Source organism: Amycolatopsis sp. DSM 110486 (genome assembly GCF_019468465.1).
Lineage (GTDB): Bacteria > Actinomycetota > Actinomycetes > Mycobacteriales > Pseudonocardiaceae > Amycolatopsis.
On sequence record NZ_CP080519.1, the window covers coordinates 8,248,298 to 8,270,976 of the forward strand.

The following is a 22,679-nucleotide window of genomic DNA, read 5'->3' on the forward strand; positions in this document are numbered from 1 at the left end:
CGGCGCGCCTTGACCGGGAACGTCGACGTCACGGAGGCGGTCGCGCAGGCGCACCGTCGCGAGTGGGCCAGAGTGCTCGCCGCGACGGTGCGTGTCGTGCGCGATCTCGACCTTGCCGAGGAGTGTGTCCAGGACGCGTACACCCAGGCTCTGCGGAAGTGGACGGTGAGCGGAGTGCCGGCCCGGCCGGGCGCGTGGCTGACCAGTGTCGCGCGCAACCGGGCGAAGGACCTGCTGCGGCGGGAGTCGGTCCTGCGCTCGGCGTTGCCGTTGCTTGTCACGGACGACGTTGTGACCGGGCCGGAGGACGGGGCCGACCCGCAAGCCGTCGGCGACGACCGGTTGCGGCTCATTTTCACCTGCTGCCACCCGACCCTGTCCCGCGATGCCCAGGTGGCGCTGACCCTGCGACTGGTGTGCGGGCTGTCCACGACCGAAGTGGCTCGGGCCTTCTTGGTGCAGGACGCAGCGATGGCGGCGCGGATCACGCGGGCGAAGAGGAAGATCAGCGGTGCTCGGATCCCCTACCGGATGCCCGACCCCGGTGACCTTCCCCGACGTGTGGACTCCGTTCTCGACGTCGTGCACCTCGTCTTCACGACTGGCCACGTCACGCCGGTCGGCAACCAGCTCGTACGGCGAGACCTCGTCGACGGTGCCCTCCACCTCGCCCGCACCCTGCACCAACTGCTGCCCCGCAACACCGATGTCGCCGGCCTGCTGGCGTTGCTGCTGCTCACCGACGCCCGCCGGGACACCAGGATCTCCGAGGACGGGGAGCTGGTCCTGCTCGCCGACCAGGACCGGCGACGGTGGGATGCGCGGCAGATCGAGGAGGGCACCGCCCTGCTGACCCAGTCGTTGCGGCGCGCGGGGCCGACGAGGTACTCGGTCCAGGCCGCGATCGCCGCGGTGCACGCGGAGGCGGCGACCTGGAAGGACACCGACTGGGTGGAGATAGTCGGGCTGTACGAGGTGCTGAGCCGCTTGTGGCCGTCCGCGGTCGTCGACCTCAACTGGGCCATCGCCGTCGGATTCCGGGACGGTCCGGAGGCCGGCCTCGCCGCACTCGCGCCCCTGCTGGACGAACCGGCTCTGGCCACCCACGCCTACCTGAGCGCGGCCCGCGCCGACTTCCTTCGCCGCCTCGGCCGGTGGCCGGAAGCGGACCTGTCCTACGAGGAGGCCCTGAGGATGACCGACAACGAGGTGGAACGCGCCTTCCTGCTCAGACGGCGCGAAGAAGTCGCGCGCCATCTCGACTGATCCAGTGAGCGTCGCGGGCTCAGTGTTCGGCACACCTGCACACACGTGGTGGTGCCAGCCTCGGGAACTGGGGGAGTCGACACGTTCCCGCTATGAAGTGGCCCACTAGCCAGCCGCGGGTGCCGGCAGAGTCTTCGTTGGCGTTGCCAGAGGTCCAGCCGCCTGACCTGACCCGGTTACTCATTCCGTCACTCCTGTGCATGTATCGGTCGACGCCAGCCCACCGCTAGGGCATGTCTGACAAAGCCTTGGTCCAGGTGATCACGGCATGGAGGACTACTGCGGAGCGGTAGACGATGGCCAACTTGTCGAAGCGGGTGGCCAGGCCGCGCCATTGTTTGAGCAGGTTGAAGCCGCGTTCGACGACGTTGCGGCCTTGGTAGTCGACCGGGTCGAACGCTGGTGGGCGGCCGCCTCGTGAACCCCGCCGTGCGCGGTGCCCGACCTGATCGGCAGGTTCGGGGATCACGGCGGTGATGCCGCGGGTGCGCAAGTGCCCGCGGATCGCTCGCGAGGAGTAGGCCTTGTCGCCCCGGACCCGGTCGGGACGGGTGCGCGCCCGGCCACGCCCCATTCGAGCGACGCGCAGATGTCGCATCAGGTGCGGAAACATCGGCGCGTCCCCGGCTTGGCCGGGCCCGACCAGAGCTACCAGCGGCCGCCCGTTGCCGTCGACGAGGTGGTGAACTTTGGTGCTCCAGCCTCCGCGGGAGCGGCCGATCGCGTGATCAGGCGGCTCGGCGAGCAGATCCGTGTAATTCGACCCAGCCCCCCGTGACACGCCTGACGTTGGTGGCGTGCTGATGCGCCCGCGCGATCGTGGAATCCACCGACACCGCCCAGTCGATCTGCCCGGCCGCGTCCGCGGCGGTGAGCAGCCGCTGCAGCACCATGTCCCACGTGCCGTCCCCCGCCATCCGGCGATGCCAGGTCCAGATCGTCTGCCACGAACCAAACACCTCGGGCACGTCCCGCCACGCGATCCCACACCGATATCGGTAGACGATCCCCTCCACCATCGCCCGCGCATCCGAAAACGGACGACCCCGCTTACCGGTCCGCGCCGGCAACAAGTCTTTGATCAACGCCCACTGCTCGTCTGACAGCAACTGAAACCGCGACACGACCGACAGCATCCCAGCTGCCACAGACGATGTTTGTCAGACACGCCCTAGTTGTCGTGACAAGCTGGTCCAACCCGAAGTTTGATCCCGGACATGAACGGCCACAACTTGAGTTGCCAGCCGGACGACGAAGAGCCGCTCCGGACCTAGTGAGCGCTGACGGAAGCTTGCGACGCAGCGGCTGAGATCCGCCGTCACATGCCTTCGTGGGAGCCTGTCACGCCGTCTCATATGGTGTGACAGCAAAAGGTGTCGATGATCAGAGGTAATACGCCTGTGACGGCTGTGACGACTGCCGTGAGCGCCGTCATGGTGGGCCGTAACGACCTTCGCCGGCTGGTGTTCGAGGCCTCGCGGGTGGCCGTCACTGCTCGGTGTGGCTTGGGGACTTGAGGGTGCTCCGTAGAAGCTCGGCGGCGGCGAAGGTGATCCGTCCGAGCGCAGAGACGTGTTCGGCGAGCCGGTCGTAACCAAGGTGCGTCAAGCGGAGGTCCGCGCTGTGCCCCCGCAGGTATCCCGCCGCCTTCAGGCACTCGACGTGCAGCCTGAAAGGTCGTTCGGTGAGCTGCAGCGCGCTCCCGCACGGCGGCCTCTCCGCGCCACTTTCCGTCGGCGAGCACGCATGCGATCAGCAGCCGGACCGGTATGTGTAGGAGTGGGTCAAGTTCCCGCTGAAACGCCGGCACTGAGGCCTGTACAGGTCTCGTCACGACTCGACCGTTGGTAGTTCGCTGTTCGTGCGCGGCGAGCGCCGCAGGCAGAGCACGCAAGGCATGCCGACCGGTCGTTCCAGCAACTCCAGTTCGTGCGGGCCGAATGTGGCGTCGCAGTACGCGGTCAAGCGGTCCGGCATTGTGGCGTCCGCAGGCAGCGGGAACAGGTGGACGACGCGACGAGTCTCTCCGACCGTGCCGGGCAGCGGGCGAGCGATGATCATCCGTACGGTCATCGCTCGCTCCGGAGGGTGTGGAGTCCGGCGGAGGCGGGTGCGGTCGGGACGCGACCCGCCTCCGCCGGAGCTTGGTTGCCGGCGGCGCGCGTCGGTTGGAGCGCGCGCTCCGCGGGCCGCTGTGTGGCCCGGACCTGCGGGAAGTACCGGAACAGTCGGAGCAAACGCGACGGCTTGCGGTGCCGCGGATGACGGAGACGCTGGTCGAGGGTCGGAAGCGTTGACTGGGCGGTGAGGAATGCGCGGAGCTGCGGCACGGACGCCCGAGGCCGACGAGCATCGAACCAGGCTGGACGACGTGTCCGCACAGTCCCTCGTACCGGCCGAGCGCGTCGCGCCAGTCGCGCGCGAATTCCTCGTCGGTCACGGCGTGGTCGTGGTCGTCGACCTCGCTCCTGTGCCAACTGACGTACAGGCCGGCGCGGGACGAGTGCTTGGAGCAGGAGCTGCGCACCTACGGCGCCGAGACTGTCGGCGTCTGGGGTGGCATGACCGACGACGACCGGCGGGCGCTGCATCCGCACTGGCTTCGCCGCGGCGGACGGATCGATCGGGGTGAGCGATGAACGACCTCACCGTGACGCCCACGCAGATCCTCGCCGGCGTCGGTGTCCTGCTCGTGTTGTTCTGGGTCTGGCGGGCAGGTTCCCGTCGGGCGAAGGCTGCGGCAAGAACCGCCCGAAATCGGCCACGACTGGTGTCGCTGGCCGGACCGGTGCTGGTCAACGCAGGACTCATCGTCGCTGTCCAATGGGTGGTGATCACCCGTGCGGGCGCCGGGTGGTTGCTGCTCGCCGTACTCGGGTTGCCTGCGTTGTTCGCGGCTTACGCGCTGACCCGCGCCCTGATGGTGGCCACCGTCGACACATCGAAGCGGGGTGGTCGGCGATGACACGTGCTCAGCGGCTTGCCCGGGATGCGGCGGAAGCGGCGGAGATACGGGCGTACCAGACTGATCCGGACGTGGTGGCGCTGCGGATCGAGCGCGTGCGCCGGCAGGTGGACTGGATGTGCTGGTCGGGCATCGTGCTCGGCCTGGCATTCACGATGACCAACGTGCAGGGCTTCGCCTCGGCCGGGACGCAGCCGTTGTCGCTGCTGTGGCTCGCGGCGTGGGTGCTGGACCCGACGGTCTCGTTGGTACTGCTCGCAATCCTGCGAGCCGAGCAAGTGACCGCGCGATACCAGGTGCGGACCGGACCGTGGGTACGGCGGGCGAAGTGGTTCACGCTTGCAGCCACCTATGTGATGAACACCTGGACGTCGTTCACGGCCGGCGAGCCCGCCGCGATCGTGCTGCACTCCGTCCCGCCGATCGTCGTATTCGTCGCGGTCGAGGCGATCACCGATCTTCGGGACAAGCTGACCGACGCGGTGCTTATCGCTGCTGAACGTCAAGCCGTTCACGAAGGCGAGCCCGTGAACTCGGGGCGCAGGGTGCTGTTCGCGGAGTACCTCGCGATTGCGCGGGAGAGCTGGACGCCGGACGTCGAGATCACGCCGGCATGGGTGCGGCGGGCAACCGGATGCTCGCGAGGGTTGTCACCGCGATTGGCCCGGGCGTTGCGGGCGGAGGTGGCCGATGGCTGACTCGCTGCCGATCAAGGCGGAGCGCACGTCGGACCCCTCCATCGGAGAGGTCGAGCACGTCGGACCCGTGCTGGAAGGCGAGCTGATCGACGACTCCCTTCCGCAGCCTCGACAACGGAAGTTGCGACGCGGGTTCGCTCGGCGGTGGAAGCACGCACAGAGGGCCGAGCCGGTTACTCGAGCACGGTCGGTGGTCCTGTACCGGGTGCGGAAAGCCCCGCAGGATGTTGCAAGGCTGGTGTGGTTCGTGCTGCGCGGCAACTGGCGGTGGCTGGTCAAGTTCTGGACCTGGGCGACCTACGCCGACCTGCGCGCGGATGCCCGGCGCGCCCGGCTCACCGGTGACATCGAAGCACGACGCACCGCGCAGGAGCTGATCCGGTCGGACGCTACGGCGAGGTGGGCGAAAGCTGGGATTGTGTTGCGCAGGCTCGCGATCACCGCGCGAACCGTCGCTCCCGTCGTGGCCATTCTGTGGACGGTTGAGGAGTTCATGAACCGTGAGGACATGTGGCCGTGGCTCGCGGAGTTCTATGCCGAACTGGAGGTGCTCTGGTCGGGTGTGGCCCGGGTCGCGCCCCTGGCGCTGTGCGCCGTTCCGGCGGTGTGGGCACTGGCGGCGGCTTTCGAGGGCCGCGACCGTGATCCCGGCGCCACCTGGCTGGTCCACCCGGAACGGCAGGACGCCGCCTCGTGGGTCGACGAGCGGATGGTCTCCAAGGCGTGGGCACACCTGGGAATCAGCGCGCTCACCCGATTCTTCAAGGAAGGTGGCGAACTCGCCTACATCGTCGCCGCGCGAAAGGATGGCGACGGCACCTACGTCCAGGTTCGGCTACACCTCGGCGTCACCGCGGACATGGTGACCGCACAACGTCCCAAGTTGGCCGCCAACCTGGGACGGGCAACGTTGGAGACGTGGCCCACCACGGGCGAAGAGGATGGCATCCTGGACCTGTGGATCGCCGACAAGGGTGCGCTCAACGGCGGCGCGGGCGTCTGGCCCCTACTGCCCGCGGGCCGGGTTGACCTGTTCAACGGTGTCCCCTTTGGACTGACCCAGCGCGGCCGGATCATCAACGCGCCGCTGATCGGTGTCAACTGGCTGATCGGCGGCCGGCCGGGGCAGGGCAAGTCGTCGGCCCTGCGAACGTTGTTGCTGGGCGCGGCACTCGACCCCACGGCTGAACTCTGGGCGTTCATCATGGGCGAGTCGCCCGACTTCGCGCCGTTCACGCCCCGGCTGTCCCGCTACCGCATAGGCCTGGACGACGCGGTCGCCGAGGCCACTCTGCGGGCGCTGGCCGACCTGCTGACCGAGATGGAGCGCCGGGGAAAGGTCCTTGGCCGGCGGCCCGGCAGCCCGCCCAAGGTGTCGCGGAAGCTCGCCGATGACCGTAGCCTCGGGCTCCACCCCCTGGTCTGCGCGATCGACGAATGCCACGAGCTGTTCCAGCACCCTGAATACGGCCCGGCAGCCGCGGAGACGGCGGTGAAGCTGATCAAGCGGGGGCGCAAGTACGGCATCGTTGTGCTGCTGGCCACACAGTCCCCTACCAGGGACAGCATCCCTCGGGAGATCACCCGGAACGTCTCGTGCAGCGTCGCGTTCTCCGTGGCCGACCAGATCGCCAACGACGGGTTGCTCGGCTCCGGGAAGTACCGGGCAGGCATCCGGGCGACGGAGCTGCGCCCGAACGTCGACCGCGGAACCTGCGTCGCCGTCGGTGTCACGGACGCCGCGTTCGAGCTGATCCGCACCTTCTACATACCGTTCGAAGATGGGATCGACCAGGTATCACCGGTCGTCACGCGCGCGGTGGAGGCAGTAGCCGAAGACGGCAGAGAGATCGTCGCCGCCGAGCCTGAAGCAGCTTCGATCGACCACCTCGCCGACGTCGCCCAAGTCCTGCGTGGCGAGCCGCGGATGCGTACACAGGAGGTGCTCTCGCGGCTCGCCGACCACAACCCCGCCGATTACGACGGTTGGACACCCAGCCGGCTCGCCGGCGCCCTGGCCGAGCACGGCGTCCGCCCCGCCAAGTCGCACGGGTTGATGGTCATCCGCAGCGACGACGTCGCTCAGGCGCTCGCCGCCCGCGACTCTGAGTAACACGGGAGACGGGGAACTTTCTGGGGGAGGCACGCGGCTGTCGGGGAGGTTCCGGCAGCTGATATTCCCCGCTTGACCTGCTGAAACGTTGCGATGGGGAAGGACGGTGAAGGATCGCGCGTGCAGCTAGAAGGGCGCCAAACGAGTCGATGCGACCTTGGCTGGCCCTTCCCCTTCCCCGGCAACAGTGGCTACTCCCGGTTACTGGACACCTTGACGCCCACACCGGGATCGCATCGCTCCGGGCGGCAAGGTGACCTCGCCCGGGAGCCTTCGCCGGGAAGTCTCAAACCGAACGTGCCTTCAGGAGGACTCCATAGCCGAGTGGATCGTCTTCGATACCGCCCCGAACGTCAGCATCACCCGGCGTGCGAGCCAGCTGAGCCGCCCACAGGCTCTCTAAAAGATGCCCTGACCTGGCGATACGCTAAACAGTCACCATCATGGACAAAACACATGATCGTCCCATCCGCTCCATGAGCATCAGGTGACACCCCCCTGAAAACAGCCCTCCAGGGGTCGTATACTCTCTTTATCAGCAAGTCCGAGTGGCGGAATGGCAGACGCGCTAGCTTGAGGTGCTAGTGCCCTTAATGGGCGTGGGGGTTCAAGTCCCCCCTCGGACACACACGTTACCCACACGGGGAGAGGCGGTCACCACGACCGCCTCTTTTTTGTTGTCGTACACGACTTGTAGGCCCACGTCTCGGTAGACCTGCATGATCCGGTCCGGGTTCCGCGAGTTGAGGTGCCTCTCGACCTCGCCGAGCTGGTCGAGCATGGCGTGCACCTCCGCCACGTCGACTGTCGCCACCTCGGGTAGGTGGTCCAGCTCCTCCTTAGCGGTTTGCCGCTCGGCCTGCGCGTGGTTCATGGGCTCGACGAGCGCGGCCGGATCTACGCCCGCGTCGATGGCTGCCTGGTGTCGCCGCAACTTCGCCTCTGCATCCTTGAGTCGCTTCTCGGCGGCCGCTCGGCGGCTGTCCGGTCGGCCGTCCTGCGTTCCGATGAGCGCGGCTACCGTCTCGTCGCGGTTGTTCGGGTGGAAGACTTGGCACAGCCAATTGTTGATCGGCGGAGTCACGACATCCTCACGAAGGTTCACTGTCTTCGGATGATCGGCCAGCGCAGCCGAACCCGGCGCCAGCGTCCGGGCGATGCACCGGTAGTAGACGCCTTTCCGAATCGCCGCACCCTGCATCTTCCTTGTGCAGATCTCGCAGCGCACCAACCCTTTCAGCAAGTAGGTGTGCTTGGTGGCGCTCCGATCCCGGTCAAGCTTCGCAATGCCACGCATCCCACCGGCCGCACGGGACCGGCGCACCAGCTGTGCCTGCGTGAACGTCTCCACCGAGACAATCTCCGGGTGGGCGGGCCGGCGCGATCGAACGACGCGTTCCGGCTCCGCGCGGCGGAATCGCACGACATGGCCCGCGCTCACATCATCTGGGTTCAGCAACGTTTCGTGCTTGGTCCAGCGCCCGAAGATCGCGTACCCGGTGTAGCGCGGATTCTCCAAAATGGATCGAACGGTGCTGCCCTGCCAGCCATCGGCGAGTCGGTGGCGATTTTGGTCGCGCCGGCGTTCCGAAGGGCATGGCACTCCGTCCTGATTCAAGGCCTTCGCAATCGCGCGGTCGCCAACACCTTCCAGGTACTCGGCGAAGATCCGCCGGACAACGTCGGCCGCCTCGTCGTCGATCGCCAGCACGCGCAATCGGAACCCCTCGGCCGCCTTCCGCGGGTTCGGATGCGGCCCGCCGTCGACCACGACGTATCCATACGGTGCCCGGCCGCCCTGGTGTCGCCCTTCGTTCACGACCTGGGCGTCCATCGCTGCGCGGACACGAGCCTGCACGTGCTGCCGCTCTGACTCGCTCATTCCTCCGAGCACGCTCATGAGCATCTTGTGCGACGGGTTCCGCGCGTCGAACTTTCCGCCGAGTTCCGGCACCCACAAGTCCACCCCGTACGCAGCGAACCGTGGCGCGATCAGCGAGAACTGGTTGCCGAACCAACACCGGGTGCCCTCACCGACCACGACGGCGTTCCACGTCCGCCGCGGGTTCTTCAGCTCGGCAAGCAGCCGAGCGGCTTCGGTACGCCGCTCCCACGGCACCGAACGTGACTGCCCGATGTCGAAGAACTCGGCCACGACCCGTCCGCCCAGCGGCTCGACGAACTTCCGAGCGTTCCCGAACTGCCAGCCGCGAGAAGTCTCGGGGTCCTGGTTGTCCTCGGTAGAGCACCGGCCGTAGACCGCCAGCTCGCCGATCCCGTCGTCTACGGGGTCGACGACTTCCAGGCCAAGGATGTAGTCAAGCGTCGACCACGGGTCACTGCTGATTTCAGCCGTCACGGTCTACCTCCTCCGCCGGTCCGTCCAGTACCGGCACCTCGGCAAGCTCGATCAGGATGGCCAGCAAGCCGCGCGCGACAGCAGGCGTTAGAATTGGCAGTCCCGCAGGTAGGGTAACTCGGATCGGTCGATCCGCGGAGTGATCGGCACTCATGGCTGATCTTCCTCCACGTCCGGCTCGCCGCCAGTGGCCGCGCGACTGATGGCACTCCTGATTTCAGCCGTCAGGTATCCGCGCACCTGCCTAACCTCGCCGTCGTCGCCGATCACCCGGTCCCGGGTCGGCCGGCATCCCAGGTCAGTCATCTCCTGGGCGAACGTCCGCCGGTCCATCTCCAGCGCGTCGAGCAGTTCGGCCGTCGGTACGAAGTCCCGGCCGTCCTCGCTGAGATCGTCGCCCAGGTAGTCGACGATCGACGAGAGCAGCGAGGGCAGCTCAACCGCGTCAACGGGCTGACCTGCACTGATTGCCTTCACTGCCGCGGCGTGGTCGAGCACCGGCATGGTGTCCTGCCCTGCTGCGTGCCCGGTCAGGGTCTCGGCCGCTTCGCGCAGCGCACGGCCTTGCTCGCAGATGGTCCGCCAGTCCTCGTTCGGCATGTAGTAGGTCCGGACCGTCATGGCCAGCACGTCGGCGCCAGCGGCGGTGTCGCCGTCCGGCCGCAGGATGCCGACGCCCTTGTGCAAGGGCAGCAGCCGCGAGGAGTCGAACCCTCGCGTGTTCATCTGCTCGCCGAGCACGATGTTCGAGTCGCGCCAGTCCATCACCCGCAAGGCGAACCGGGAGCCGAGCACCGCGCGCAGCCCGGACGGGATCGTCTTCGAATCCGGCCGCTGCGTCGCGAGCACGAGCACGATCCCCGCAGCCGGCCCCTTCTTCGCCAGCCAGGTCAGCAGCTCACCGACGTACTCACCCGCGGGAAGCTTCTTTCCTTGCACGTCAACGGGTGTGCGGTCCTCCAAGGGAACCTGAACCTCATCGATGAAGATCGCTGTGATCGGCATGTTCAACGACTTGTCCCGGGACATCTCCGGCGTGACCTTCGACTCCGGGCAGGTGAGGTCGTCCAGGTCGCGCATCCGCCGGAACCGCGTCTGAACCTCGCCGACCAGCTCGATCAGCCAATCCACCAAGGCCAGCACGTGTTCGGGTTCGTCGCCCGACATGAACCGGTGCGCCACCAAACCGGCCGCGTCCCAGTCCTTCCCAGCTTTGAAGTCCGCGACGTACAGCCGGACCCACGCGTCCAGGATGAGCCCGGCAGCGGCGAGCCGGGCGGAAAACGTCTTGCCCTGTCGCGGAATCGCGCCGACGAGCAGTGACGTCCACACCAGCGGAAGGTCGATCCGCCGATCCCGCGCATCCCGTCCGAACGGAATCGGCCGCCACGCGTCCCACTGCGTCACGCCGAGCAGCGGCGTCTTCAACGGCGGTGATGCGTACGGGTCTTCATCAGCCACCCACATCGCCACCCGACCGGCGTGCCCGCTGTTGCCTCGTACCCGCTCGACGATCAGCTGGACTTCGTCGACCGCGAGTGCCGACGCGAGTGCGTCCCGGTTCTTCACCACGTCGGCCGCCTTGCGCGTGGCAGGAAGGTCGACGGTGACCGCCCAGCCGTCACCGACGCGCGTCGCGCGCTCGACGAGCCGCAACGTCTCGTCCTTGCCGATCAGCTTCGCGTCCCGGAACGCGTCCACCAGGACCTGCGGGTCCATCGTCCACGTCAGCGTCCGCGGTCCGGCGAGCGCAGGCTTACGCCCGGGACTGCCATCCTTCCTTCGTCCGAGAACCGCGAGCGCTACCGACGCAGCCGCCCCGGAGATCCACAGTGGATCGTCCCCATACACCAGATCGATGACGGCCACCGCAATGGCGACAACGACCGCGATGGCGCCGCTAACCTTCCACCGGAATAACGTCAGCGCCCGGATTTCGATGAACTTGTCCGCCAGCTTCTCCGACTCCTCGGCGGCCGTCCGGTAATCCCGGACGGTTACCCACCTACGCCACCACCGCGCACCGACGACGACACCGCGCACAACCGCACCGAGGAACCGCAACGGCGACAGCACCAGCCACACCACAGCATCCTTGAGCGCCTGCACCGCCTGCGACTTGTTCTTCAGCCACAACGGCACCCGCGGCGAGTGCAACCACCACAACACGAAACGGTTCCGACGTCGCTCACGCCGACGAGGCTGCGGCAACGTGTCGTCGACCAGCTCGCCGTCGAGCACGGGATCGGCCTTGACCGGCAACGAGTCAGCCATTGGCCACCTCCGCGCGCAGCGCCCGCGCAAGCCGCGGTGACAGCCCACGCGAACAGCCGGTCGCCCGGCGCACCCACGCCGGCGTGATCTCAATGTCCGGCGTCCAGCTCTCCCGGGCGATCGCGAGGTAGTCGCCGAACAGGACGCGCCTACCAGCGTTCACGGGCTCCTCGTGAACAGGACGCTGTTCAGCAGCCACGAGCACGGCGTCCGTGAGCTTGTCCCGCAAATCGGTAATCGCTTCGACCGCGACGAACACGACCAGCGGCGGCACCGAGTGCAGGACGATCGACGCAGGCTCGCCGGCTGCGAACGACGTCCAGGTGTTCATGACATACGTGGCCGCGAGCGTGAACCACTTCGCCCGCCGCACCCACGGACCCGTCCGGACCTGGTATCGCGCGGTCACTTGCTCTGCGCGCAGGATCGCGAGCAGGACCAGTGAGACGGTCGGGTCCAGTACCCACGCCGCCAGCCACGGCAGCGAGCCCGGCCGTGTTCCGGCAGACGCGAAGCCCTGGACGTTGGTCATCGTGAACGCCAGGCCGAGCACGATCCCGGTCCAGCACATCCAGTCGACCTGCCGCCGGACCCGCTCGATCCGCAGCGCGACGACGTCCGGATCGGTCTGGTAGGCGCGCACCTCCGCGGCTTCGGCCGCGTCCTGCGCGAGCCGTTGAGCACGGTTCATCGGCGACCACTCCCCTTCCGCGTGTCGACGGCGGTCACGGTCATAGCGCGGGTCAGCGCGTACGACGCGAACAGCGCCGGCAGGCCGAGCACAGCGACCAGCAGCCACGGGCTACCCGGGTGCGCGATCACCACCCACTGGACGGCGACGATCAAGCCGGCGTTGAACAGCACCCGCCCGGCCAGCGACATGAGCCGCGCCCCGCTCCGAGCGGCTTCGGCGGCAGCCTTCGCCCGGCGGGCACCGGCCCGCCAGACCCAGAACAGCACGAGCAGCACGCCGACTCCGGCGAGGATCTGCGTGGGTGTCACGGTCAGTCCGTTCATCGCTCACCCCGATCGATCCGCTCGCCGCGCCGCAGCCAGTGCGGGTGCAGCGCGCGCCGGTCGTCGTCGGTCATCGCGCCCCAGACGCCGACCGTCTCAGCGCCGGTCGTCCGAAGCTCCAGTTCAAGACACTCGTCCTGGACCGGGCAGCCACCGCACAAGCGCTTGGCGAACTCCCGATCGTCACGAGCGTCCGGCGGCCCGCCCGTCGCCGGGGTCATGCAGGCTCCATCGCTGGTCACGATGTTGGTCAGGACATCGGTGGGCGCCCATCGCAAGCGATCCAGCCGCCACGCGATGCCGATCAGCTGCAGGTCGTCCATGCCGCACCTCCGTCCTGAAGCGCCTTGGCCAGCTCGGCGGAGGAGACGCGCAGGCCGGTCCGGCATCGGGTGGCGCGCAGGGTGCCGGTCCGGATCGCCCGGCTGACCGTGTTGCGGGAGACGCCGAGAATCCACGCGGACTCGGGAATGGTGTGAAAGGTCGTTTTGGTGTTCATGAGAGAACCATTCTGTCGATTTAAAGGCTATGTTGTTTATTTCAGCTGTCATGCGGACGTGTTTGTCCGCGCGCCGCAGCAACACGCACCCGCGGCGCTAATGAACGGTTGAAAAGCCGCTAATCTCGGCGCTGAGGCGGAGCGCGGAGGAATACGTGACGGAGGACTGGGCGGCGGTCGCGAAGGCGATCGACATGCGCGTGCGGGAACTGGGCTGGCGGCAACGTGAGCTGGCCGAGCGATCGCACGTGTCGCAAGCGACGGTGCGCGAGCTTCAGCACCACGTTGTCGAGCGGCGCCGCAGCGCCCGGACGCTCGAAGCGCTGTCGACGACGTTGGGCTGGCACCCGCGGCATCTGCTGGCCGTGCTGCAGAGCCGCACGCCGCCGCACCCGGACGAGCCGGCCGACGACGGCAACGAGCTCGCGTGCCGATTGGACGCGCTTGAACAGCGGCTGGCCGAGATCACGGACCGGCTCGAAGACGTTCAAACAAGCCTGGCGACCGTGGTCGATCACATCCGGCCGAAGCGTTAGCGAGGTCTTTTCCATGCCTTCAATTCAAGGCTGGAACGGCCTTGCAACCCATGCACAAGCACCGCAGCATCACCGCACAACCACCGCAGATCACCGACATTCGGGAGTGCAATGAATCCGGCCGGGGGATGGACGGGACGCACGGCGACGGCATTGCAGTCGGCATTGCGGCTGAGTCAAGAGCGCTTCGCCGAACGCCTGGGAATCAGCGCTCGCACGGTCGGGTCGTGGCACAAGAAACCGGATCTTCGACCGCAGTCAGACATGCAACAGGTCTTGGACACGGCGTTGGCGCAGGCGTCGGACGCCGAGCGCGACCGGTTCGGCGCGTTGACCCGCGACGCGCCGGCCAGCGCCTCGACGACCGCGTCGAGCGAGGCTGACGAACGCCTGGACGCCGACCCTCACATCGGCGCCGCACTGGAGTGGCTCGACCGTCACGCGCACTGGACGCCGGGTATCGCGCGTCGCGCTGTTGCCGATCGTCTCGCCCGCATCGACGCCCAAGAGCTTCAAGACCGTGGGACGCGGCGTGGTTGGGTCAGCCAACGCGACCTCGCGGCCGCGCTGACCGCCTACTACGGCAGCCGGCTCGACGACTACGGCCTGTACACGGCGCAATGTGGTGATCTCGCCTTGAACACCAGCGTTCTGACCTGCGCAGACTGGCTCGACCTGGATTGCGAGCTTCGTCCGCCGTATGACCGGCTCCGGGTGCCAAGCGCACAGCCGGAAGCCGACCTCGACCTGGACGACCGCGCCGCCGACCGCGCCGTTCAGCGACTCGCCGAGACGCTGTCCATGAACACCCGGCTCACGGACAGCCCGATCTACCGGCTCACGAGCACGGACATCCGTGAACACCAGCTTCGTGGCACGTTCGGCGTGTCCCAGTTCGTGCACTACGCGCTGACGGCCGACCTTCTCGAAGGTGAACTGGTCGACGCGGTGGCCGCGGGCTCGACAGCCATGCCACTCAGAGACCGTTACCTGCCGGACCTCCGCTCGGTGCTCGCCGTCGGCGAGCGGCTCTGCGCGGGCGGCGTCCTTGCGCTGACGGCGATCGCCCGGCCCGCCGACCCGTATCGCGGAGACGCCAACTACTTGCTACTGGTCCAAGAGCGGTCCGGCAACGTGCTGAACGCGGCGCGCCGGCTCGCGGTGATACCGAAGGGCTTCCATCAGCCGCTGACCGACCTCCGCCGCGACGCGCAGGTGGGCATGACACTCCGCCGTGAGATGGAAGAAGAGCTGTTCGGCCGGCCCGACATCGACAACACCCTGAGCGACATGCTGGCGGCCGACCCACTGCACCCAACCAAGCTCACCGAGCCGATGAGCTGGCTCATGGCGCAGCCCGGCCGGCTGCGGATGGAGTGCACGGGGTTCGGCCTGAACCTCGTCAGCGGAAACTACGAGTTCGCCAGCCTGATCGTCATCGACGACGAAGAGTTTTGGGCACGCTACGGGGGAGTGGTCGAAGCAAACTGGGAATCCGCAACTCTTCGTCAGTATTCGACTACCGACGACGAGCTCGTCACCGAGTTGCTGGGTGATGTAGCGTGGAGCAACGAAGGATTGTTCGCCATGTCGCAAGGGCTCAGGCGCCTTGCGGAAATCGGCGGAGAGCGCGTGAAACTACCTGCGATCGAATGGGAGATCAGCCAGTGACTGACGGTTGGACCGCCGGCAACGCCAACGAAGACGCGGCGGACACACGCGGCTGGCTGGTCGGCCACTTCATTGATCCGTCGCAGGGTGTTCGCTCGTCGAAAGACGTGGAAGTCAAGTGGGCCAACCATCCTGCGGGCGAAAAGCGTCCCGAGTGGACCTCAGACGACCAGCGAATCACGCTGGTGATGCTCGTCTCAGGTGAGTTCCGAGTGGAAGTCACCGGCGGGAGCAAGGTCATGAAACGACCGGGTGATTACCTCATGTGGGGCCCGGGAATCGACCATTCCTGGGAAGCATTGGCGGATTCGGTTGTCTTGACGGTCCGCTGGCCGTCAGCGACCTAATTCGACCGCGCGAATCCTCACCCGCTCACCGCCGATCTCGGAGAGCCGACGCAGGCCCTGGAGAAATGCGAACAATCCCTCATTACTCCAGGTTTCGTCACCGATCAGTTCGGTGATCAGGTCTCCGTCGAGCGTCGAGTACTGCCGCAGCCCGGCGGCCTCCCAGTTCGCTTCGACGTCACCGCCGAACCGCGGCCAGAACTCCTCATCATCGATCACGACCAGGCTGGCGAACTCGTAGTTCCCGCTGACCAGGTTGAACCCGAACCCAGTGCACTCCATCCGCAACCGGCCGGGCTGGTCGGTCAACCACCGCATCGGCGCCGAGAGCCGGGCCGGGTGCATGGGATCGGCGGCCCGCTGGATGCCGGTTGTCCGGTCGACGTCGCTCCTGCCGAACAGCTCTTCTTCCAGCTCGCGGCGCAGCGTGGCGCCGATCCGCGCGTCGGTGCGTTGATCGGCGAGCGGCCCGTGGAAGCTTTTCGGGATGACGGCCAGCCTGCGAGCCGCGTTCACCACGTGCCGCGAGCGCTCCTGCACCAGCAGGAGGTAGTCCGCTTCACCGCGGAACGGATCGGCGGGCCGTGCGAACGCCGTCAACGCGAGCACGCCACCAGCGCAAAGCCGTCCCGGAAGGTCGAGCACGGCCTGAAGATCAGGCAGGTACCGGTCCCGGAGCGGCATCCGACCCGGTTGTACCGCGCGGCTATCGTGTAGCTCCCGTTCGAGAAGATCCATGCTCAGGGCGTACTCGACGAATGGCACCACGTGGACGTCGCCGCCGACCATTTCCGGTCGGATCTGCACGTCCGTGAGCCGATACAGCGGCACGTCCGCGATGCGCACGTCGTCGGCCGAGGCTTCGGCAAGCCGCCGAACCGCCCCGACTTCGTCGATCGGCTCACGTGCCGCACTCTCGTTGGCAGACAAAACAATCCGGTCGTTCTCGGCCGTCAACGGGCAAGCAAGGTCCAGCCAGTCCGGTCGGGTCAGGACGCTGGTCGCGACCTCAACCTGTCCGCAGCGCGCGGCATACAGCACATGCCCGGGAACCGAGTCGCTGTAATAGTTCGCCAAGGCGGCTGCAACACGACTCCGACCGGCCGGCGCGTCGGAATGCGGCTTCACCGACGCGGCGGTTGCCACGCGTCCGCGTGCAGTGCCGGGAGACCAGCCGGCGTGCCGGTCCAGCCAGCCGAACACAGGCTCAAGCGCCGAGCCAAGCTCCGCCGTCCCGTGCAGCGGATGCAGGTCGATCAGTTCGCGCAGCTCGTCTGCGGTGCGGCCGAGAACCTTGGCCAGCTTCGGCCACTGGTACGGCAGGGGCGCGTAGTCGCCGGCTTCCCACCGGATGACCGTCGTGCGGTCGACGCCCATTACCTCGGCAAGGTTCTCCTGAGTCAGCCCGGCCGCCTTACGCGCTGAAACAAGCTCCTCGCGCCGACGAACGCTGACCACTCGACCACCTCATCCCGGCTGACGTGATCAGAGCGTAGCAGCTGTCATTGCAGGTAAATGCTCCAAGTGCCACATCCCCGCCGCGAAACATCAACGTTTCCGCTCTGGGCCACGCCCGCCTCTCCGGATTGGATGATTTCGACAGATCCAAAGACCAGGGGGTGGACGTGACCAGCGGCGAACACGGCTCGCGCTTGTACGTGACCTGGCACCGTTGCGTGGCAGACAACCTGGACCACGCCGTCACCGACGAGGCTCTGGCCGATGGCATCGCGCGCCACGAAGGCCGCTACCGCACGCTCTGCGGCCGCGATGTGCTGTTCCACTCCTGCCTGATGCCTCCCGGTCGGCCGTGCGCTACCTGCAAGTCGCTGGTCTGGCTCCGCACGGCCACGCCGTCGCCCGAACCCGCCTCCCATCGCAAGCCGTCGCGCTGGCGTCGCGTCGTCGGTCGTCTCCAGACTCCGGCTGTCCTGCCGCCGCGTCCGCCTCAACGCGTGCGGCTCATTTCCGAGCAGGACAGCCGGACCACCACGTCGGCGGGAACGGGCAGTACCCCGAGCGCGCCCGTTCCCGCCGACCACCATCACCGGCGGCCGACCCGATGACGGTCTTCATAGCGCGCCCGCTGTCCGGCACGGTCGGCGAATCCCGCCGCGTCGTCCACGTCTTCCCGCTCCCAGCAGGGGGTTCGGCGCCTGAACGGCTGACCGCGTATTGCGGCGCGATGTTCGGCCGGAGCGAGCTTGAGTTGTTGGAACGTCCGGTCGGGATGCCGTGCGTGACCTGCCTCCGCCTCGCGCCCACCCCGGGCGACGCCGACCGGGAGGCGATCGAGCGATGACGCCGAGCCCGCCGATCGAGCCGGCGTTTCAACGTGAGCTGGACCCGCTGCTGCTCCTGCCGGTGCGGCTGTTCGTACTGTGCCAGCTGGCGGACATGCGCTGGCGCAGGGCTGTGGTGGTCGGGAACGCTCTGGGCGTGGGCGGGCGGAGTCTCGCGTCCCACCTGATGACCCTGCGCGCCGCCGGATACGTGGAGACCCGGTTCGAGAGAGGTAGCCTGGTGCTCCGTTTGATACCGCTCGGACTCGACCGGCTGGCCGAGCACGTGACGGCGCTGCGGGCTGTCGCGAGCACAGCCGCCGAACTCGTCACTGCGCGGCGCGCTCCGCCCATCCGGTGTGCTGTGACGGGTGTGGCCCGATGCGCTAAACCGTCTGAAGACGGCTGCTCGTGACGGTTGTGACGGGACTCCCGTCGAGCTGTCACAGCCGTCACGCAGGCGTTGTCGCAGGTCAACCCGCGTTTGTCGCTGTCACAGGCCGTGTGACGGCCGTGACGGCAACTCGGACTGCGATAGCCGAGATCGCCCGGGACGGGAGACCGTCAGTACGGCCCGGTGACGGGCGCTGAGTCTTGGCTGTTCCGGCGTCGCACCCCTCGCGACCATCCGAGCGGAACGGCCGAGTCGGCCCGGCCGGCGCAAGTTGACTGCGCCGGCCGGATACCGGCTTTACCGGGCTACGGCGAGGCCGTCGTGGGTGAGGTTGAGCGCGTCGATCAGGTTGGTACGGCTGCCCGTGCACATGTTGGCTTCCAGCTCACCGTCGTTCGTGTCGCTGGTGAAAGCCAGGACCCGGCCCGTGGGGGCCAGGTCGTACACGGTCAACGGGGTGCTGCGGACTCGGTCGCCGTCCCCGTCGCGGATCGCGGCGTAGAGCTTGTGCACTGCTACGCGCTCGGCGCGCATCAGGTGCCGCATCACATCGGCCACTCCGGACAGCTCCGACATCGGATCAGCATCCGTGCCTTCGAGATAGGCAGTCGGCACCCTCAGCTGCTGGATGCGGGCGGGCGCGAAGCCCGGCAAGGTGTCCACCAGGCTGGCCGCTACGTGGCGGGGCCCGATCGGGTCGAGCTGGATCGACCGGTTGTCGGTGATCAGCCGCACCGCGTCCGGGCCGGCCGCGGCCACGAAGACGGCGCCGTTGTCATCCGGGTGGCTTCCGAACGCGGTCCACGAGTAGAACTCCCGCTCGGGCCCGGCCAATAGGCTGAGCGTCGCGCGGAACTCCGGGGTGAGCCGACCGTCATCTGTGGCCAGGCGCAGCGCGGTGAACCGGGACAGCGAGCGCCTGGTGAGTTCCTTGGCGAACTCAGCTGTCGAGTAACTGTCGTCCGGGTCGACCACAGCCGGGAGTTCGCCCAGCTCGGCCAGATTCCACGCGACGAAGAACGCCGATCGCGGCATCCGGACCGGCTTGTCGATGATCGTCATCGTCGTGTCTCAGCCGCCGATCGTCGGCGGGGTCGGCGGGAGCCCGGACCACGGGTCACGCAGCCGGCCGTCCTCGTCGTCGACGATGTCAAACGCGGAGTCGTCCTCCAGCACGTACTTGCGCTGATGCTCCTTGTCCTCCTCACCTTTGCCGCCCTTACCGGCACCACCCATGCCGCCCATCCCTGACGAACCCCGAGCACCAGCGGCGCCGCGCGCGCCCACACCGGCTCCTCCACGCCCCATCGATTCCTCCGCACCAGCACCGGCGCCGGAACCGGCGCCCAGCCGGCCGGCCGAGCCGCCCGCTCGGCCACCACCGCTCACGCCGCCCGATTCACCACCGAAACCGCCACCACCAAACCCGCTGGTCGGGCCGAACCCACTGACGCCACCCGGCGACCACGAGTTGCCGCCGCTGCTACCGCCGCCGGGCGGCAGCGACGACGGGGGAGCCCAGCTCGGCCCGCCGGTCGGATTCGTGGATGGCGGAGTCCACCCCGAGGTCGCCGTCCCGTCGCCCGGCCCGCTGCCGGGCTGGAAACCAACGGGCGTGGTCGCGCTAGGCCCGTTGGTTGCAGGGACCGTCGGACCCTGTCCCTGCGTGAACGTCGGCGACGAGCCACCGGTCGAGGGCTGGTAGCCAGCAGAGCTGCCCGGGCCGCTGGCGGTCGTGTCGTGGGAGTTCGGCCCAGACCGCTGGCCGGGGACAGGGTGCCCGGAGCCGATCGTGACGTTCCCGCCGCCGAAGTCCGCCAGCTGCCCGTAATCGCTCTTCAGCCCCTGACCGGCGGTCTGCGCGTGGGCCGCGTACCCCTGGTATTTCTGGAGGTTCTGTTGACTGACGTTGTTGTAGTCCTGGATCTGCTTCTCCGTGTCGGTTTGCCACCAGGCTGCCTCGTCGAAGAAGTTCTTGTGCGGCGGATTCGCCGGCATCGGCTGCAATGAGGACTTCAGCTCGTCGAACCCATGCGCCAGGTCGCTGACGTTCCGTGAGTTGGACGTGAACGTCTCGGAAGCCGATTGGGATACGTCCGCAAGCGGTCTGATCCGAGCCTGCGCCGCATCCGCTCCGCCGCCGGTCCACACCGACTCCAGATTCGAACTCAGCTGCTGCACGCGACCGCTCATTTCCGCGTGCTGCTGCGCCAATTGCGACGCCTGCGCGCTGCCATCGTGCCACTCCGGAGCACCTTTACTCGCCATGACCATCTGCACCAAATTAGAAGCCGGAACGGTCTGTTCGCCGAGATTCCCGTGGTACAGGTCGCCGAACCAGTTGCCCACATCGCTGAGCCGGTCACCAGCCCAGTCAGCTGCGTCTTCAAGGCCGTGCCCGACCGCCTTGGCGGTGTCACCTACCCAACCGAAGAACCCCATTACGAACCGGCCTTCTGCCTCAGGTTCGTCATCACCATGTCGGCGACCTGCTCGGCCGCCTGACACGGGTTGAGCTTGCCCTTTTTCGCGGGGCCAAGGCCGACCGACACGTCAATCGTTCGCTGATCGTTGATGCCGATCGTGACCTGGCAGAACTCGTCGGGTGCGCCGCCGTTCGTCACGTGCGCGACCGCGGGAAAACCCTGCACCTGAGTCGGCTGCCAAACCACAGCCTTCGGCTTAGTGTTCTGATACCAGCTGCTCAAGCCATCATTCGTGGCGGTGTCGTACGCGACATCGACGGACGAACCCTTTTCACTGTTCGTCCAGGTGCAACTCGGCCCGAGGCCGGCCGTCGTCGTGGGCGAGCCCGCCACGACCTTGCCGAGAACGTCGGTCAGCTGACTCGACGTCAGACCTTCCTGGCATGGCTGGGCACCCAGAAGCGACGACTGCAACGGGTTCGAGACCTTCGGTGCACCGGCATACGGCAGCGACACATTCTGCGCAGAATCAGTGGGTGCACTCGCCGAGGGACTTGTGTTCGGATTCGGAGATCCCGAGCTGCAACCGGCCAACACCACCGCAACAACGACGGAACCGCAGGTCACGACGAAGTTCCGCGAAATCATCCGATCATCCCTCCGCCGCTGTTTGCGGCCTTGTTCACGTCTGTGGTGGCATTGCTATCAGAGTCCTGCGTGATGCCCAGAGCCTTCTCCAACCGGCTGATCAGCTCTCCGACGTAGTCGTGCTCACGCTGAACGTGTCCGAGACCGTATCCGAACGCGCCGACCTGTCCGCCTGATCCGGTCAGGAGGTTGTTGTAGCCGTTGCTCGCCGGGTCGGCTGCAGGCGGACTCAAGTGCGTCAACCGCTCCGCGACCGGGATCATCTTCGCGAGATCGTCGCGAATGCCCTGCGCGTCTTTGAGCATGGCAGTCGCCTCATCGCGACTGAGAGTGAACCCCTGACCGCTCGACACCGCGGCCCCGCCGGCGCCAGCTCCACCGCCCACCGCGGACCCTGCGGCGGTCGCTGCGCCGAAAGCATCGGTGATATTGAAGTCCAGCCCTGCTAGCCAGCTGCCTGCCGCAGGCGCCTGCTGCGCCATGGTGGTGCACCCCTCGTTTGACACACGTCAGCCACACGTCGGAGCCCGCCCATCCGATGGCAGCTCCGTCTGTCACAGTAACTGATCACTCACGGCGGGGTGGTCAACTGTGCAACACGTGCTGGCCGCCGGTCCCAGCCCGGGCCTTACAGGCTGCGACCGAGTCAGGCCCGGCGCGTCGGGGCCTGGTCGCACGCACGACCAGGCCGCACGGCCCAAAGCACTCCTGATGAGAGGCTTTCACTGGACTACACCCAAATGGCCGCGTTGTTACCCGTGCGCGCGGTGTTGCACGGTAAGTGGTCGACTGATGTCCGTGAGTAGCCATCGGGGAGGCGTCGGAGGCCAACCTTGGTGCGCTTTACGCGGTCGCCCGTGACCGTGGCAGGCGAGGTGGATCTTGGTGGTGTCTCCGCCCCGGGACCGGCCGAGAGCATGATCATCTGGCTCGCTGTGTCCGGCGCACGGCCTGGCCTCCCCCTGTGTGAGGCGCGGCGGGCGACGGCAGCGTGCCGGTACACCCGCACGATGCTGGAGTCGACCGAGACCTCCCGGTCGAGCTCGTCGATCGCATCGGCGATCACTCGCACCTGCGTCACCAGCATCGTGAGAGTCCCGGTGCGCAACCAGCGCCAGAACCGGTTGTACACGGTCTTCCACGGCCCATACCGCTCCGGCAGGTCCCGCCACGCGACACCGGTC

At 67.4% G+C, this 22,679-nt stretch carries 24 protein-coding genes, 1 tRNA gene and 1 pseudogene; 11 read left to right on the plus strand and 15 right to left on the minus strand.

All coding sequences use genetic code 11. The annotated features are described in order from the left end of the window. Nucleotides 1-9 precede the first annotated feature (9 nt). Nucleotides 10-1,266 (plus strand): RNA polymerase sigma factor, encoded by a 1,257-nt coding sequence (locus tag K1T34_RS39975; protein WP_220239892.1) that lies wholly within the window; start codon nt 10-12, stop codon nt 1,264-1,266. Nucleotides 1,267-1,492: 226 nt separating this feature from the next. Here the strand turns inward: K1T34_RS39975 and K1T34_RS53845 are convergent, their stop codons facing one another. The 3 genes from K1T34_RS53845 to K1T34_RS39985 form a co-directional block, all read right to left on the minus strand. Continuing rightward, nucleotides 1,493-2,047, minus strand: a complete 555-nt coding sequence (locus tag K1T34_RS53845; RefSeq protein ID WP_255637898.1) for an IS5 family transposase — start codon at nt 2,045-2,047, stop codon at nt 1,493-1,495. Next, nucleotides 1,995-2,402, minus strand: a complete 408-nt coding sequence (locus K1T34_RS53850; protein ID WP_255637899.1) for a transposase — start codon at nt 2,400-2,402, stop codon at nt 1,995-1,997. Before K1T34_RS53850 ends, K1T34_RS53845 begins: the two co-directional genes overlap by 53 nt. Nucleotides 2,403-3,096: 694 nt before the next feature. Next, nucleotides 3,097-3,339 (minus strand): hypothetical protein, encoded by a 243-nt coding sequence (locus K1T34_RS39985; RefSeq protein ID WP_220239893.1) that lies wholly within the window; start codon nt 3,337-3,339, stop codon nt 3,097-3,099. Between the two features lie 404 nt (nt 3,340-3,743). On the opposite strand from K1T34_RS39985, the gene K1T34_RS53855 reads away from it, so the two are divergent. The 5 genes from K1T34_RS53855 to K1T34_RS40010 all read left to right on the plus strand — a co-directional run bounded on the left by K1T34_RS53855 (nt 3,744) and on the right by K1T34_RS40010 (nt 7,668). Continuing rightward, on the plus strand, nt 3,744-3,905 hold the full coding sequence (locus K1T34_RS53855; RefSeq protein WP_370643854.1) for a WhiB family transcriptional regulator: 162 nt from the start codon (nt 3,744-3,746) through the stop codon (nt 3,903-3,905). Further along, nucleotides 3,902-4,231, plus strand: a complete 330-nt coding sequence (locus tag K1T34_RS39995) for a hypothetical protein (protein ID WP_220239894.1) — start codon at nt 3,902-3,904, stop codon at nt 4,229-4,231. Before K1T34_RS53855 ends, K1T34_RS39995 begins: the two co-directional genes overlap by 4 nt. Continuing rightward, the gene (locus K1T34_RS40000; protein ID WP_220239895.1) at nt 4,228-4,929 is read left to right on the plus strand and encodes a hypothetical protein; all 702 of its coding nucleotides are present in this window, start codon (nt 4,228-4,230) and stop codon (nt 4,927-4,929) included. The genes K1T34_RS39995 and K1T34_RS40000 overlap by 4 nt, the downstream gene beginning before the upstream one ends. Next, on the plus strand, nt 4,922-7,042 hold the full coding sequence (locus K1T34_RS40005) for an FtsK/SpoIIIE domain-containing protein (protein ID WP_220239896.1): 2,121 nt from the start codon (nt 4,922-4,924) through the stop codon (nt 7,040-7,042). Before K1T34_RS40000 ends, K1T34_RS40005 begins: the two co-directional genes overlap by 8 nt. A gap of 542 nt (nt 7,043-7,584) precedes the next feature. Beyond that, a tRNA-Leu gene (locus K1T34_RS40010) sits at nt 7,585-7,668 on the plus strand. On the opposite strand, the gene K1T34_RS40015 is transcribed toward K1T34_RS40010, so the two are convergent. The 6 genes from K1T34_RS40015 to K1T34_RS40040 form a co-directional block, all read right to left on the minus strand. Continuing rightward, on the minus strand, nt 7,650-9,401 hold the full coding sequence (locus K1T34_RS40015; protein ID WP_220239897.1) for a recombinase family protein: 1,752 nt from the start codon (nt 9,399-9,401) through the stop codon (nt 7,650-7,652). The two genes, K1T34_RS40010 and K1T34_RS40015, sit on opposite strands and share 19 nt — an antisense overlap. 150 nt (nt 9,402-9,551) lie before the next feature. Continuing rightward, nucleotides 9,552-11,675 (minus strand): FtsK/SpoIIIE domain-containing protein, encoded by a 2,124-nt coding sequence (locus tag K1T34_RS40020; RefSeq protein ID WP_220239898.1) that lies wholly within the window; start codon nt 11,673-11,675, stop codon nt 9,552-9,554. Next, entirely contained in the window at nt 11,668-12,366 is a 699-nt protein-coding gene (locus K1T34_RS40025; protein WP_220239899.1) for a hypothetical protein, read from the minus strand. The genes K1T34_RS40020 and K1T34_RS40025 overlap by 8 nt, the downstream gene beginning before the upstream one ends. After that, nucleotides 12,363-12,692 carry a hypothetical protein gene (locus K1T34_RS40030; protein ID WP_220239900.1) on the minus strand — a complete coding sequence of 110 codons (330 nt, stop codon included), beginning with the start codon at nt 12,690-12,692 and terminating at the stop codon, nt 12,363-12,365. The genes K1T34_RS40025 and K1T34_RS40030 overlap by 4 nt, the downstream gene beginning before the upstream one ends. Beyond that, nucleotides 12,689-13,015, minus strand: coding sequence for a WhiB family transcriptional regulator (locus tag K1T34_RS40035; RefSeq protein WP_220239901.1), 327 nt, complete (start codon nt 13,013-13,015; stop codon nt 12,689-12,691). Before K1T34_RS40035 ends, K1T34_RS40030 begins: the two co-directional genes overlap by 4 nt. Continuing rightward, nucleotides 12,997-13,191: a helix-turn-helix domain-containing protein gene (locus K1T34_RS40040; protein ID WP_220239902.1), complete on the minus strand. Its 195-nt coding sequence runs from the start codon at nt 13,189-13,191 to the stop codon at nt 12,997-12,999. The genes K1T34_RS40035 and K1T34_RS40040 overlap by 19 nt, the downstream gene beginning before the upstream one ends. Nucleotides 13,192-13,346: 155 nt before the next feature. Between K1T34_RS40040 and K1T34_RS40045 the strand changes: the two genes are divergently transcribed. From K1T34_RS40045 to K1T34_RS40055, 3 genes are all read left to right on the plus strand, one after another. After that, entirely contained in the window at nt 13,347-13,727 is a 381-nt protein-coding gene (locus K1T34_RS40045) for a helix-turn-helix domain-containing protein (RefSeq protein ID WP_220239903.1), read from the plus strand. A gap of 111 nt (nt 13,728-13,838) precedes the next feature. Further along, nucleotides 13,839-15,398 carry a transcriptional regulator gene (locus K1T34_RS40050; protein WP_255637906.1) on the plus strand — a complete coding sequence of 520 codons (1,560 nt, stop codon included), beginning with the start codon at nt 13,839-13,841 and terminating at the stop codon, nt 15,396-15,398. Then, the gene (locus K1T34_RS40055; protein WP_220239904.1) at nt 15,395-15,745 is read left to right on the plus strand and encodes a cupin domain-containing protein; all 351 of its coding nucleotides are present in this window, start codon (nt 15,395-15,397) and stop codon (nt 15,743-15,745) included. The genes K1T34_RS40050 and K1T34_RS40055 overlap by 4 nt, the downstream gene beginning before the upstream one ends. On the opposite strand, the gene K1T34_RS40060 is transcribed toward K1T34_RS40055, so the two are convergent. Continuing rightward, complete coding sequence (locus tag K1T34_RS40060) at nt 15,734-17,203, minus strand: helix-turn-helix transcriptional regulator (protein ID WP_220239905.1); 1,470 nt, start codon at nt 17,201-17,203, stop codon at nt 15,734-15,736. The two genes, K1T34_RS40055 and K1T34_RS40060, sit on opposite strands and share 12 nt — an antisense overlap. Before the next feature lie 161 nt (nt 17,204-17,364). Here K1T34_RS40060 and K1T34_RS40065 point away from each other — a divergent pair, with 161 nt between their 5' ends. Then, nucleotides 17,365-17,811 carry a hypothetical protein gene (locus K1T34_RS40065; RefSeq protein WP_220239906.1) on the plus strand — a complete coding sequence of 149 codons (447 nt, stop codon included), beginning with the start codon at nt 17,365-17,367 and terminating at the stop codon, nt 17,809-17,811. Between the two features lie 232 nt (nt 17,812-18,043). Next, complete coding sequence (locus tag K1T34_RS40070) at nt 18,044-18,442, plus strand: ArsR family transcriptional regulator (protein ID WP_220239907.1); 399 nt, start codon at nt 18,044-18,046, stop codon at nt 18,440-18,442. A gap of 276 nt (nt 18,443-18,718) precedes the next feature. Here the strand turns inward: K1T34_RS40070 and K1T34_RS40075 are convergent, their stop codons facing one another. The 5 genes and pseudogenes from K1T34_RS40075 to K1T34_RS54815 all read right to left on the minus strand — a co-directional run. Continuing rightward, nucleotides 18,719-19,483: an ESX secretion-associated protein EspG gene (locus tag K1T34_RS40075; protein WP_220239908.1), complete on the minus strand. Its 765-nt coding sequence runs from the start codon at nt 19,481-19,483 to the stop codon at nt 18,719-18,721. Nucleotides 19,484-19,492: 9 nt separating this feature from the next. Continuing rightward, nucleotides 19,493-20,863 (minus strand): hypothetical protein, encoded by a 1,371-nt coding sequence (locus K1T34_RS40080; RefSeq protein ID WP_220239909.1) that lies wholly within the window; start codon nt 20,861-20,863, stop codon nt 19,493-19,495. After that, entirely contained in the window at nt 20,863-21,495 is a 633-nt protein-coding gene (locus tag K1T34_RS40085; RefSeq protein ID WP_220239910.1) for a DUF3558 domain-containing protein, read from the minus strand. Before K1T34_RS40085 ends, K1T34_RS40080 begins: the two co-directional genes overlap by 1 nt. Continuing rightward, on the minus strand, nt 21,492-21,977 hold the full coding sequence (locus K1T34_RS40090; RefSeq protein WP_220239911.1) for a hypothetical protein: 486 nt from the start codon (nt 21,975-21,977) through the stop codon (nt 21,492-21,494). Before K1T34_RS40090 ends, K1T34_RS40085 begins: the two co-directional genes overlap by 4 nt. A gap of 248 nt (nt 21,978-22,225) precedes the next feature. After that, nucleotides 22,226-22,678 (minus strand): annotated as a pseudogene (locus tag K1T34_RS54815) (transposase); the annotation flags it as partial. Nucleotide 22,679 lies beyond the last annotated feature (1 nt).